Raw genomic sequence first — 13,083 nt, 5'->3', positions numbered from 1 at the left:
ATTATGGACAAATGTGTTTTTTATTATTAGTTAATATAATAGCACTTATTTTTTAACCTGCAAATGAACTTTAAAGCAAATTAAATATATTTGCAATTTGTATTAACACAGTTGTGTCTGTATTCGTCATTATTGCATTTATTAAAGCATCCTTTTGATTTTGGCCAAGCCCACTATATATTCCCTTTACCACTGCAGCATCATTACTATAATTATAGGATGGATTAGCTATAAGCTTATTTAATGTCTGTATCATAAGTGATATTATTTTATTTCCTTCTTCAGACCCTGTATTATTTAGAGCTCCTGAAAGTTGGCCTCTTGCCTTCGTAAGAAGGTTTATTTTTTCTTGCTGTTCCTTTTGTTCCTGCTCTGCCTTATCATTTTCAATTGTTTTATCTATATCACTTGCTATATCTTCTGCTTGTTTTTTACCCTCTGTACTTTTAATATTTTTTGAAATATCTTTTAACCCATTTGATATTTCATTTAATATATTTTGCGATGGGTTTTTAATTCCTTGTTGAAGCCTGTTTAAAAGCTCTTCAATTTGCTTTTTCTCTTCACTGCTTAAAGCCTTTTTTCTCAAATCATTAAGTTTATTTTTTAAAGCTTCCAGCTGATTTTTTATCTCATTATTATTAAATAACTTTGATGGATCAAATTTATCTATTTTAAGAGTTAATATGCTATTATCTAGCACCACAGAACTTATGTCTACAGGTACTATATCTTTATTTATATATATCTTCTCATTTCTTACCTCTAATCCATGAGCTTTATTACTCTTAACTCCATTTAAAATCACAGCCTTAGGAATCGGAAATTTGCCCACCTTGAAATTTGTAGGATTATATATTATATTATCTTCATCATACTCTATGCTCCCAGTACTCCAAACTACTACACTTACCCCTTTATATACTCCAGGTATTCCCACGGTTAATTTATCATCATTAAATTTAAATTGAGGAGTTTTTATTATAATGTTTCCTATTTCCTCTGGGGACTTATATACTGCTGCAAGAAGTGAATTTACCTCTTTTTCAGTAAATGCCGCTGTTCCTCCTGTTTTTTCTGCAACTATAATTCTATCTAATGCCTTAAAAGAAGGTTCTTCTAAAGTATATCCTGACTTATTAAAGGCTAGGCTCATAGATACTCCTACTGCTAAAATTAATATTAAAACAATTGAAAAAATAACTTTTATTGTGCGTCTCATTAGTATCACCTCTGTAAATATATTTTCACTTTATTAATACGATACTTCTTATCATATAATGCTACCAATTAAATAATTTTGTATAAAACTAAGGATTATTCTTTATCAAATGTCATCTCGTGAATGTAAACTCCTAAAAATATATCCAGCCCCAAAGCCAACTAGTGAGGATATAATTTGAGCCTTAACCTTCCCTTTGCTATTATGTCTTATAATACAAGTATCAGGATTTATAACTACCTTTTCAATATACTTTGGTTCATCCTTGGTTTGCAGACGAAACCAATAACAATATCCAGACCAAATAAACCAGCTGATATACCAAATAATATAAGAATAAAATATATTGTATCTGGGCCCATAACTTATCAAATTGGTATACCTCTCTGCAAAAAATTCAAATACTATTAAAATAGTAGTCCACTTCAGTGCCTTAATAGCCTTTTCCTTTAACCCCTTTGGTGAATATCCAAGCCATAATAAAGCTAAAACGGGTATTAAGAAAAAGTTAAATGCTACTGAAATAATAGGCATATTTATTATTCGTGCTGGATAAGTCCATAAATTAAGAGTCTTTGCCGTCCAGGCCCAAGTTCCTGAATACACTATTACAAAATACTTCATATATATATACTTCTTAAATTTACTTCTTTTCAATCCATATACAATTATTGAAACTATAATTATAGCATATTGAGCTATTATTTCTATCATTTTAAAAACCTCACTAATTCATAATTGTATATATTATTTGTTACTTATACATATTTAATTCTCAAGTAATTTATACTATTTTAGTCCAAATTCAACAAGCAAACTTAACCTACTGCTCATATCTCCCATTTTATTTATATTTTTAAAATTGACATATATATTTTTATATGGTAGTTTTATATTGTAGTAATACTTCAGTACATTAATTTATAATTTATATACATTGTTTGCAATACCACGTACATTAACCATAATTTTTATATGCATTGTTAAGGAGGTTGTTGTTATTGAGAAATGAATGGACAGGATTTAATGAGGGATTATGGACAGGCGAAATAAATGTTAGAAACTTTATTCAAAAAAATTATTCTTCATATATTGGCGATCATAGCTTTTTAGCTAAGCCAACAGATAGAACAAAAGCTCTTTGGTCAAAGGTTGAAAAACTATTAATAGAAGAAATCGAAAAAGGACTATTAGATGTAGACACAAAAACCGTAGCTGGAATAAATAATTTTGCTCCTGGATACATTGATAAGGAAAATGAGCTTATTGTAGGTCTTCAAACTGATGCCCCGCTTAAGAGAATGGTTAACCCTTTTGGTGGAATAAGAATGGCCGAACAATCTTTAAATGAATACGGTTATGAAGTTGACCCTGAAATGCATAAGACATTTACACAATATAGAAGAACTCACAATCAAGGAGTTTTTGATGCTTATACAGATGAAATTAAAAAAGCTCGTAGCGCAGGACTTTTAACTGGACTTCCTGATGCTTACGGCAGAGGACGTATCATAGGTGATTTCAGAAGAATAGCTCTTTATGGAATAGATTTCTTGATTGAACAAAAGAAAATTGACTTATCCAAAATTAAGGGGCCACTAGTTGAGGAAACAATAAGACTTAGAGAAGAAGTAAGCGAACAAATTAAGGCACTAGAAGAAATGAAAAATATGGCCATGTCCTATGGCATTGATATATCTAGTCCTGCTAAAGATGCTAAGGAAGCAATTCAATTTTTATACTTTGGATATCTTGCAGGAGTAAAAGAAAATAACGGTGCAGCCATGTCCATTGGAAGAAACACTACATTTATAGATATATATATTGAGAGAGATTTAAAAAATGGACTATTAACTGAAATTGAGGCTCAAGAGCTTATAGATCAGTTTGTATTAAAGCTTAGACTTGTAAGACACTTAAGAACTCCTGAATATAATCAGATATTTGCAGGAGATCCAAACTGGGTAACAGAATCCATAGGCGGAATGGGACTAAACGGAAAGACTTTAGTTACAAAAACTGCCTTTAGATTTATAAATACTCTTACAAATTTAAGCCCAGCACCAGAACCAAATATCACAGTTTTATGGTCAGAAAAACTTCCTGAAGGATTTAAAAAATATTGTGCAAAGATGTCCATAGAAACAGACTCACTTCAATATGAAAATGACGATATTATGCGTCCTTTATATGGAGATGATTATGCTATAGCTTGCTGCGTATCTGCTATGCAGGTTGGAAAACAAATGCAGTTCTTTGGAGCAAGATGTAACTTAGCAAAATCCTTACTTTATGCTATAAATGGCGGTGTAGATGAAAAGAAAGGCATAGTAGTTGTACCTGGAATTTCTAAGATAGAAGATGAAATATTAGATTATGAAAAAGTTAAAGAAAACTACTTTAAAGTATTAGAATATGTGGCAACTATTTATATAGATGCTTTAAATATAATTCACTTTATGCATGATAAATATGCCTACGAAGCAGGACTTATGGCACTTCACGATACAGTAGTTCATAAATTTTTAGCCTGTGGTGTAGCTGGATTATCCGTTGCAGCAGATTCATTAAGTGCTATAAAACATGCTAAAGTTAAACCTATAAGAAAAGATGGTATAGCTGTAGATTTTGAAACAGAAGGAACTTTCCCTAAATACGGAAATGACGATGATAGAGTTGATGACATTGCTGTAGAAATAGTTAAGAGATTTATAAAGGAACTTAGAAAAAATCCTACTTATAGAAATGCAGAACATACATTATCTGCTCTTACTATAACTTCAAATGTTATGTATGGTAAAAAAACTGGTTCAACCCCAGATGGAAGAAAAGCAGGTGAAGCTTTTGCTCCTGGCGCAAACCCTATGCATGGACGAGATGTAAATGGAGCCCTTGCATCACTTAACTCTGTAGCAAAGATACCTTATAGAGATGTTTGCCAAGATGGTGTATCAAATACCTTCTCTATAGTTCCTGATGCATTAGGAAAAGAAGAAAATTCAAGAATTGATAATTTAGTTTCCATACTTGATGGATATTTTGCACAAGGATCTCATCATTTAAATGTAAATGTGCTTAATCGTGAAACTCTAATTGATGCTATGGAAAATCCTCATAATTACCCTACTCTTACTATAAGAGTGTCTGGTTATGCAGTAAACTTTGTAAAACTTTCAAAGGAGCATCAGCTAGAAGTTATTAAGAGAACTTTCCACGAAAGAGTGTAATACGGATTTTTAAGGATAACTTTCGCTTTGGCGAAAGCTCCTCTAAATTTATGTAATTAGTGATTGGAGATTGAGATACAGGAGATGAGAGTTCAATATGATAAAAGGATATATTCACTCCACTGAAACTATGGGTTTAGTGGATGGACCAGGCATTAGAACTGTAGTGTTTTTTCAGGGCTGTGCGCTTAGATGTTCCTATTGTCATAATCCTGACACATGGAGCTTTGAAGGCGGACAGGAAATATCCCCTGATGAGCTATTAAAGAAGGTTCTTCGCTTTAGGCCCTACTTTGAAAAATCCGGTGGCGGCGTTACATGTTCTGGCGGAGAACCCCTAATGCAGCCAAAGTTTTTACTGGAATTTTTAAAGCTTTGCAAGGAAAATAATATTCATACAACCCTTGATACTTCAGGAGTTGGTCTAGGAAACTATGACGAAATACTTAAATATGTGGATCTTGTTCTTTTAGATGTGAAACATTATGCTAGGGACGGTTATGAACAAATCACTAAGCATAGCATGGACAAATTTGATGAATTTGTTGAAAGCGTTATTAAATCAAATGTGCCTATTTGGATTAGGCATGTAGTGGTTCCCGGAATTACCGATAGTCAGGAACACATACTTGAGCTTAAAAAGTTTATATCTAAGTTCAAGAACATACAAAAGGTAGAACTTCTACCCTACCACACTTTGGGAGTAAATAAATATGAAAAGCTTGGGATTCCGTACAGGCTGAACGGCATTGAGGCAATGGAAAAAGATAACTGCAAGCAGTTAGAAAAATGGTTAAAATAGATTTTACCCCAGGGGTCATTCCATAAAATAGAATGACCCCTGGGGTGCTTTTATTATATTCCATTGTTTTGAGTTTTAGAAAATCGTCTTTTAAATGTGCCCTTAATTTTTTGCCAAAAACACCAAGTGATTGTTCCAAAAATCGCTCCTGAAAAATCTAACAGCACGTCCCCTACTTCAGAGGTTCTGCCTTTCACAAAGCTTTGATGAAACTCATCTAATACCGCATAAAATAAAGCTATAAATAAAACATATATTATAACATTTTTATTTCTTATACCAAACTGCCAAAATGCATTTGCAATTAATATAGCAAGCACTATATATTCCAGTGCATGTGCACCTCTTCTTACAAGGTAATTTTCAAATTTAAGCTTCTTATCATTTGCTGTACTATTAGACTTTTTTACAGTGTTTGAATTTGAATTATTATTTTTACTAGATACATTATTATTGTCTTTAGGCACTTGAGTATCATTGTTCTTATTTATAATATTGTTATTTTTATCTCTGGAGCTATCTGCTTTCTTATCTTCCTTGTAAGCCTTAAAACTTTCCACACTCTTAGGTTTTTTTACAGTGTTCTTCATCTCTATATAATATTTTTTTATACTCTTTAAAAATTCCTCACTTCTAGCATTTGACTCCAATCCATTTTGAGATGAATTGTAAAATATAAATCCCATCCATGCTAGGCATAATATTATAGATATAACTTTCTTCAAACTTTTACCTCCACTTTCTTCAGGGGCTAGGCCCCTGGATTACATTCCCAGGGGTCTAGCCCCTTTTATTCAATTATATCACACTTTCAACAAATGCCTTGTTTCTCACCTTCATTTTCATTGTTATCTATGATTATTGACATATAGTGAAATTTTAAATCGGTAACCCGAAGCTCGGTACCTGGCAAAAGTCACCATAACCCTATCCCCAAAACGATATTTCTGTTATAATACTATTGTTTATTACAGGGCTTTGCCCTCTTAAAGGAGCGCATTATGGATAAAACACTTAAAGATTATTATTTTAATATATTTTTAAACCTAATTAGAGCTACCTACATGAATTTAGAAAAGGATTGGGAAAGTCTCGCAGTGGAATCTGGTCTAACCCATGCCCAAATGCATGCTCTTTGGATATTACATCTTGATGATGGTTTAACTTTAGAAGAACTTGGAAATATCGCCCTTTGGAATAAATCCACCACCTCTGCCCTCATAAGCAGATTAGAAAAGAAAGGTTATATAGAAAAGCAAAAGTTTTTAAATAACAGCAGAACTATTAAAATTTTTATAACTGAAACAGGTAAAGAAGCTTTAGAAAAAAGTGTAGGAACTAAGTCTGCTTTTCAATTTATGGGGCTTTTTGAGCACTTTGAACATGATGAAATTGAGTCCTTTCTAAAAACCCTGCAAAAAATTTCTGACATGGTTGGGACCTGGGATTTAACGGACTTCCAGAAATTTTTAGAACTTTCCTCAGAAAAACTGTTAAAAAAATAACATATTCCTCTTGATTTTTTTATTTATCTCTATATAATATTACATATAGAGATAAAATTCGTCAGCAAATGTTATTAATTTACACTATATTTCTTGTAAATTTAATACCATTTTACTAAATCTAACATATCAAATTAGCTGTTTATTTTTTTATAAATAAAATTCGTTAACGAATCCCACTGTTTTAATGCTGCTCATAAAAAAACATTAAAATTGCCATACTATCATAAAAATTAGGAGGTATTTATTATGTCAAAACTTTTTACACCTATTAAAATTGGTAACCTAGAGTTAAAAAACAGATTTATGCTTGCTCCTATGGAAAATGGTTTAGCAGACCTTGGAGGAGAAGTTAACCAAAGAATAATTGATTTCTTTGTTGAAAGAGCTAAAAATGAAGTTGCTATCATAATCTCAGGATCTGTTGGAATCTCCCCTGAAGGCCGAGGACTTCCTACTCAATTAAGCATATACGATGACAAATTTATTCCAGGACTCAAGAGAATGACTGATGCAGTACATGAAGCTGGTGCTAAAATAGGAGCTCAAATATATCACGCTGGTAGACAAGCTAGTGAAGCTGTAACTGGAATCCAGCCAATAGCCCCTAGCGCTATTCCATGTGCCATACTTGGAAATAACCCTCGTGAAATGACTAAGGAAGATATTATAGAAATAAAAGAAAAGTTTAAAAAGGCTGCAGAAAGATCCATAGAAGCTGGCTTTGATTTAATAGAAGTTCACTTTGCTCATGGATACTTACTTCACAGCTTCTTATCCCCTCACAGCAATAAGAGAGATGATGAATACGGCGGCTCTTTAGAAAACAGAATGCGTTTTCCTATGGAAGTTTTAAAAGAAATTGTAGAAGTTTCTAAGGGAGAAGTACCTGTAATCATAAGAATAAGTGCTGATGAGTATTTAGAAGACGGCTTAAAATTTGAGGAAGTAAAAACAATATGTAAGAAAGCTGTAAATGCTGGTATTGATGCTATAAGCTTAACTGCTGGAAGCTATGATGCTGTGGAATACACAATTCAGCCAATGTTTATTAATCAAGGATTTTTAATCCCATTTGGTGAGCAGCTTAAAAAAGAAGTTAATGTTCCAGTTATAGTAGCTGGAAGACTTAACAGCGCGGAGCTAATTGAAAGCATAGTTGAAGAAGATAAAGCTGACATGGTTGCCATAGGTAGAGGACTTATTGCAGATGAAGAACTTGTAGTTAAAATGAAAAATAAAGATTATGAAGACATACGTTACTGCGTTGCTTGTAATCAGGGATGTATCGATAAAGTATTTTTAGGTCAAGGCATAAACTGCTTGGTTAATGCTCGTGCTGGATACGATAGAGAAAGAAAGATTGAAAAAGCATCTAAAGTTAAAAATGTCGTAATTATTGGTGCAGGCCCTGCTGGACTTGAAGCTGCTAGAGTATCAAGACTTAGAGGTCACAATGTAACAATTGTCAATAAACAAAATAAGGTTGGCGGTAAGATGGAAACCCTATCTACTCCACCTGAAAAAGATACATTCCTATTCTTTAGAGATTACTTATACAATCAATATGTAAGACTTGGAATTAAATTTGTACAGCAAGATGTTAAATCCCATGAGGATATAAAAGAATTAAACCCAGATGCAGTAATTATAGCAACTGGTGCTTCACAAACTGTTCCTCCAATAAAGGGAATCGAATCTAAAAGTGTACTTCTTGCTGAAGATGTACTAAATGGAGATGTTAAGGTTGGCTCCACCGTTGCAATCATAGGCGGAGGACTTGTAGGAACTGAAACAGCAAAATATCTTGCTGCTCAAGGCATTAAAGTTCACATTATAGAAATGATGGATGCCATCGCAAAGGATATCGGTGCTACCTTTGTAGGACACTTATTTGAAGTTTTAAATAAACATGGTGTTGAGCAGCACGTTAATGCTAAAGTAAAAGAAATAACTGAAAGCGGAGTTATTCTTGAAGATGGCGAAATCAAAGCTGACAATGTAATTATTGCCGCTGGATATAAGCCTAATGATGAAATTGCTGGGGACATTAAAAATAACTTCAAAGAAATATATACTATAGGTGATGCAAAGAAAGCTAGAAGAATAATGGATGCTGTGGAAGAAGGATTTACAGCAGCCTGTGAAATATAAATTTACTAAGGGGCCAGACCCCTGGGAATAAACCCCAGGGGTCTGGCCCCTTTTCACATCAACTTGCCACTTGCCACGTGGGTGGCACTTTTTATTTTCATAAGCATACCTGCAAAAATCCCACCTGAAGTATCAATTAAAACATCTTTAAACTTTCCTTCTCTTCCTGGAATGAAAATTTGATGAAACTCATCTGAGCAGGCATATAAAAATGTTATTACCAAAGATATAATTAAGCTTTGTTTCAAGGAAGATGTGTCTTGTAAAGCATTAAATAACAATGCATATAATATAAAGTACTCCGTAAAGTGGCCAGCTTTTCTAATTATAAAATTAGCAAGTTCTCCAAAATAACTGTTTAAATCTATACCTAAGGCATTTATGATTTTTAATACAAACCCGCTTTTTTCATCCGACACTGCCGCAGGGTCGTTTGAAAATGAAAATATGACTATCATCCAAGCTAGTACCATTATCCACTTAAAATATGTTTTATTCCATTTCATAATAAAATTTCCCCATCCTTTATTTTACTTACTCCAATCTTGTATAATACCAATATAAGTATATCATAATCTGATATTAGGCTACATTCCCAATTAAAAATTTTCTGTATTTTACAATAAATAAAAGCTTCATCAAGCCTTACTAAACAAGAACTACTGAAATGTTAATTAAAGATTATCACCTTTAATTAATATGAATATGATATAATAATATTACTAGATAACGATGTGTACAAGCGTATAGAACACATTGTTTAATAAATATTATAATACTAATTATTAGAATAAAATTTTATTATGGAAAGGTGGTATTCTGATGAAAATAAAGAACCTTATGAATAAACCTGCAGTATCTTTTACTGAAGAGGATTTAGTTGTAAATGCTCTTAGCAAAATGGACCAGCATAAAATAAACGGAGCCCCTGTAATTAATAAGGATAATGAAGTAGTTGGAATGATTGTAAAAGCAGATATTTATAGATTTTTGACAAGTGATGGTCATACAGAAGAATATCCCTTAAACCTTGTTATGAGTAAAAACGTTATTACTGCAAATCCAGAAGAGGATATAAAAGACGTTGCATTAAGATTAAGGCAAAATAATATTATTGCTTTACCGATTACTGAAAATAATAAGTTGATAGGTTTTATTTCTATAGAAGATATACTAGATTATTTAATAAGTTAGCTTATTTTGGGGCCAGACCCCTGGAATTAAACTCCAGGGGTCTGGCCCCTAATTTGCTACTTGAACCTTTGTTACTGTTTCCTTTCTTAACTTTTTACCCTCTTCATCCTTTACTTTGTCACTTACTACAAGGTAATAATCCCCCTGCTGCAGTTCATCCTTCAAACTTAGAGTTACTTTCTCCCCATGTGCCACTTCTATATTTGCTGATATGCGCTGTCCAGTGTCTCCATTGATTAATTCAATAGTTTCACCATTTGCAGTTTTAGGATCCACTTCTCTGTTAAATGTTATGGTAAATGTTTTATCTTTACTATTTTTAGCTAAGCTTTTTAAAACTTTACTATTAGGATAAAGAAGGCGTGTCTTATCTTCTAATTTTTCATCTAAACCTTCATCAACGAAACTTGTCCATCCATTTCCCTTACCTAAAAACAAGTTATCAGTATCTGTATTATCCATAAGATATTTATAAGCTTCCCAATTTTCATCTTTTCTAGCTTCATTCATATTTATATAAAAACTTTGATTATTAATTAAAACCTTTATATAACCTTGCTTATTATCTAAGGACTCTATATTCTTACTATCATCTGCTTCACTTAAAAGCAAATCTGATAAATATAGAGAATCAATGCTATTATCATCCACCTGAAAATCTGGACTTACTCCTACATGATTAATAGTATTTTTATATGGAGATAAAAATTCATAGGTAGTAAGTTTGAGAAAGCTTCCATTACTTAAAGGAAATACACCTTGAGCAACTCCCTTTCCATAAGTAGTTTTCCCAATAAAAATAGCTTTTTTATAATCCTTTACCGCTGCTGATAAAAGTTCAGAAGCACTGGCACTATACTGATTAATTAAAAATATCACTGGTTTTTCTATTATCCTGTCATGTTTATAAGCTTTAAAACTTACTGAAGCACCTGTCCTATTTTTTATTACCATAAGAGAATTGTCTCCTATAAAATATCCTCCAATTTCTCTAGCTGCCTCTACATATCCACCTGAATTATATCTTAAATCCACTACATATGACTCTACATTAGCCTCTTCCAGTTTTTCTAGGTTTTGTCTAAATTCATCTGGGGTGTTTTCTCCAAATGAATTAATTTCTATGTATCCTATATGATTATTTAAAACTTCACCCTCTACTGTAGGAAGAGATATTTGCTTTCTTATTACGTCCGCTTCTAAGATGCCTGTATCTCTTTGTATAACAAGATGTACACTAGTTCCTTCTTCTCCCTTTATGTAGCTTATAGCCTGTTCTGAAGATAAGCCCTTTAGAGTGACATTATCTGCTTTTATAATAATGTCTCCTGCCTTTAATCCTGCTTCTTCAGCTGGAGAAGTATTAAAAACACTAGTTATCTTTATGCCCTCTTCATCCGTAAGCACCTGTATACCAATACCCGTAAACTTATTATCTATACTGCTGGTGAAACTTTCATATTCTTCTTTAGTAAAATAGCTAGAATAAGGGTCGTTAAGCTTTTTCACCATATCTTGTACAGAACCAGAATTTAAAACCTCATTAGAAACATCATTCAAATAATAACTTTGAATTATGTTTTTAGCTTCTGATAAAACACTTCCTTCTGCTGCATTGACATATGAATAATTAAAACTGCTTATAAGTATTACTAAAGATGCAATAATTCCTATGGTTTTAGTTTTTGTCTTTTTCATGTTAAACAACTTCATAAAGTTTTCCCCCGTATATCATATATCTAACGATATTAAAATGTATTCTGTTGATATTATTATATCAAATCATTTAAAATATAAATACATTTTTTTCTAGGGACCAGACTCCTGGGTAAAACCCCAGGGGTCTTCCCCCCATTCAGGTTACTCACAAATTATATTTTAAATCATATAATAAATTGAACCTTATTTAAAAGGAGCTGCGAGTTATGAGTAACTACACTAATGCCAATTGCCCTGGACAATGTCAAAATGGATCTAGCTGTCCTTGCTATAATATGATGAACTTTCCTCAACAATACTATGGATGTTATCCATATTGTAATTGTCCAAGGCCATCTATATATAAACCATCTTTAGAATATACTGTTTCGGTGCCCATAAACTTAGCCAAGTCCCTAGAAGGAAAATACTTTGTAGGTTATGCTGATAATCTTTCCTTTGGTATGGGTACAAGTGCTTGGGCTAGATTATATAATCCAATTAATTCAGGAGTAAACTTGCATGTAACTGTTTGGACTGTAAGCGATGTATCTGAGTCTCCATTTAGAGCTCAAATTTGGTTTAACGCAGAACCGCCTGGAACACCTCAGATATCATCCTTGGTAACTCCTTCTAACCAAGCGCTTTGTCCACTTCCTGAGCCTAGAGTAAAACTTCAATATGCAAATAATGTGGAGGGAGATCCTACTGGAGGAATTAAAGCTTTCGTAAGAAGGGGTCAGCCAGAAACTACCTTAGTAGATGATGAACAGGGAAAATTTATTTTCCCACCCGGCGGATCATTCCTCATTTTCTTATCTAATCCAGAAATGCCTCAGCTACAGGCTTCCGGTAGGATTGCTTTTGGATGGTGGGAAGAACCCATATGTTATTAGTGTAAAATTATTATGAGTAAATAAGAAACTGCCCTTACTTTTAATGATAAGGGCAGTTTTTATTAAACTAGAAATTATCTAGGATCTTCATTATTACAGAAGTATTGGAATCAGGCTTTGTCTGAAGATAATAGCCTGATCTTACGTAACATTAAACATTACCATTGTTAGTTTAAAGGCTTGTTTACTTTTGGAGCTGTTTCTTCTGTAGGTGCTGACTGTGGTTCTGACATAATCTCCAGTATCTTCTGTTCTGCCTGTTCCTGAGTTAATACCTTGTCCTTATCTGGCTTTTTCATAATAAAAATCAACTCCTTTAAAAGTTTTGTGGTTTTAGAAAAAAACTTTAAAGCATATAATATTAGAGACCATAATGACTTCTATT

12 protein-coding genes are annotated in these 13,083 nt (G+C 32.7%); 6 read left to right on the top strand and 6 right to left on the bottom strand.

The genetic code is table 11. The features are described from left to right. Positions 1-70 precede the first annotated feature (70 nt). Both JOC70_RS06620 and JOC70_RS06615 read right to left on the bottom strand, forming a co-directional pair. Positions 71-1,222 (bottom strand): hypothetical protein, encoded by a 1,152-nt coding sequence (locus JOC70_RS06620; protein ID WP_204598102.1) that lies wholly within the window; start codon positions 1,220-1,222, stop codon positions 71-73. Between the two features lie 105 nt (positions 1,223-1,327). Next, positions 1,328-1,936 (bottom strand): CBO0543 family protein, encoded by a 609-nt coding sequence (locus JOC70_RS06615; protein WP_204598101.1) that lies wholly within the window; start codon positions 1,934-1,936, stop codon positions 1,328-1,330. A 287-nt stretch (positions 1,937-2,223) separates the two neighbouring features. Here JOC70_RS06615 and pflB point away from each other — a divergent pair, with 287 nt between their 5' ends. Further along, positions 2,224-4,449 (top strand): formate C-acetyltransferase, encoded by a 2,226-nt coding sequence (gene pflB / locus JOC70_RS06610; RefSeq protein ID WP_204598100.1) that lies wholly within the window; start codon positions 2,224-2,226, stop codon positions 4,447-4,449. Between the two features lie 97 nt (positions 4,450-4,546). Then, a complete protein-coding gene (gene pflA, locus JOC70_RS06605; protein ID WP_204598099.1) occupies positions 4,547-5,251 on the top strand; it encodes a pyruvate formate-lyase-activating protein in 705 nt (234 codons plus the stop codon). Positions 5,252-5,304: 53 nt separating this feature from the next. Here the strand turns inward: pflA and JOC70_RS06600 are convergent, their stop codons facing one another. Then, a complete protein-coding gene (locus tag JOC70_RS06600; RefSeq protein ID WP_204598098.1) occupies positions 5,305-5,976 on the bottom strand; it encodes a VanZ family protein in 672 nt (223 codons plus the stop codon). A 276-nt stretch (positions 5,977-6,252) separates the two neighbouring features. On the opposite strand from JOC70_RS06600, the gene JOC70_RS06595 reads away from it, so the two are divergent. Then, the gene (locus tag JOC70_RS06595; RefSeq protein WP_204598097.1) at positions 6,253-6,756 is read left to right on the top strand and encodes a MarR family winged helix-turn-helix transcriptional regulator; all 504 of its coding nucleotides are present in this window, start codon (positions 6,253-6,255) and stop codon (positions 6,754-6,756) included. 249 nt (positions 6,757-7,005) lie between these two features. After that, the gene (locus JOC70_RS06590) at positions 7,006-8,910 is read left to right on the top strand and encodes an NAD(P)/FAD-dependent oxidoreductase (protein ID WP_204598096.1); all 1,905 of its coding nucleotides are present in this window, start codon (positions 7,006-7,008) and stop codon (positions 8,908-8,910) included. A gap of 53 nt (positions 8,911-8,963) precedes the next feature. Here the strand turns inward: JOC70_RS06590 and JOC70_RS06585 are convergent, their stop codons facing one another. Continuing rightward, positions 8,964-9,416, bottom strand: coding sequence for a VanZ family protein (locus JOC70_RS06585; RefSeq protein WP_204598095.1), 453 nt, complete (start codon positions 9,414-9,416; stop codon positions 8,964-8,966). Positions 9,417-9,732: 316 nt separating this feature from the next. On the opposite strand from JOC70_RS06585, the gene JOC70_RS06580 reads away from it, so the two are divergent. Further along, positions 9,733-10,104, top strand: coding sequence for a CBS domain-containing protein (locus JOC70_RS06580; RefSeq protein WP_243429063.1), 372 nt, complete (start codon positions 9,733-9,735; stop codon positions 10,102-10,104). A 48-nt stretch (positions 10,105-10,152) separates the two neighbouring features. Here JOC70_RS06580 and JOC70_RS06575 read toward each other — a convergent pair whose 3' ends face one another. Continuing rightward, positions 10,153-11,817, bottom strand: a complete 1,665-nt coding sequence (locus JOC70_RS06575) for a S41 family peptidase (RefSeq protein WP_204598094.1) — start codon at positions 11,815-11,817, stop codon at positions 10,153-10,155. Positions 11,818-12,029: 212 nt separating this feature from the next. Between JOC70_RS06575 and JOC70_RS06570 the strand changes: the two genes are divergently transcribed. Beyond that, entirely contained in the window at positions 12,030-12,698 is a 669-nt protein-coding gene (locus JOC70_RS06570; protein ID WP_243429062.1) for a DUF6143 family protein, read from the top strand. A 167-nt stretch (positions 12,699-12,865) separates the two neighbouring features. On the opposite strand, the gene JOC70_RS19385 is transcribed toward JOC70_RS06570, so the two are convergent. Next, positions 12,866-12,997, bottom strand: coding sequence for a hypothetical protein (locus JOC70_RS19385; protein ID WP_279381238.1), 132 nt, complete (start codon positions 12,995-12,997; stop codon positions 12,866-12,868). Positions 12,998-13,083: the final 86 nt, after the last annotated feature.

This window comes from Clostridium pascui, assembly GCF_016908015.1.
Lineage (GTDB): Bacteria > Bacillota > Clostridia > Clostridiales > Clostridiaceae > Clostridium_AK > Clostridium_AK pascui.
This window is presented reverse-complemented; position numbering and strand designations above follow the sequence as displayed.

What these genes read in the sequence shown, in the direction of transcription:
- JOC70_RS06620 (WP_204598102.1), bottom strand. Translation starts at nt 1,222, where the DNA reads ATGAGACGCACAATAAAAGTTATTTTTTCAATTGTTTTAATATTAATT.
- JOC70_RS06615 (WP_204598101.1), bottom strand. Translation starts at nt 1,936, where the DNA reads ATGATAGAAATAATAGCTCAATATGCTATAATTATAGTTTCAATAATT.
- pflA (WP_204598099.1), top strand. Translation starts at nt 4,547, where the DNA reads ATGATAAAAGGATATATTCACTCCACTGAAACTATGGGTTTAGTGGAT.
- JOC70_RS06595 (WP_204598097.1), top strand. Translation starts at nt 6,253, where the DNA reads ATGGATAAAACACTTAAAGATTATTATTTTAATATATTTTTAAACCTA.
- JOC70_RS06590 (WP_204598096.1), top strand. Translation starts at nt 7,006, where the DNA reads ATGTCAAAACTTTTTACACCTATTAAAATTGGTAACCTAGAGTTAAAA.
- JOC70_RS06585 (WP_204598095.1), bottom strand. Translation starts at nt 9,416, where the DNA reads ATGAAATGGAATAAAACATATTTTAAGTGGATAATGGTACTAGCTTGG.
- JOC70_RS06580 (WP_243429063.1), top strand. Translation starts at nt 9,733, where the DNA reads ATGAAAATAAAGAACCTTATGAATAAACCTGCAGTATCTTTTACTGAA.
- JOC70_RS06575 (WP_204598094.1), bottom strand. Translation starts at nt 11,817, where the DNA reads ATGAAGTTGTTTAACATGAAAAAGACAAAAACTAAAACCATAGGAATT.
- JOC70_RS06570 (WP_243429062.1), top strand. Translation starts at nt 12,030, where the DNA reads ATGAGTAACTACACTAATGCCAATTGCCCTGGACAATGTCAAAATGGA.
- JOC70_RS19385 (WP_279381238.1), bottom strand. Translation starts at nt 12,997, where the DNA reads ATGAAAAAGCCAGATAAGGACAAGGTATTAACTCAGGAACAGGCAGAA.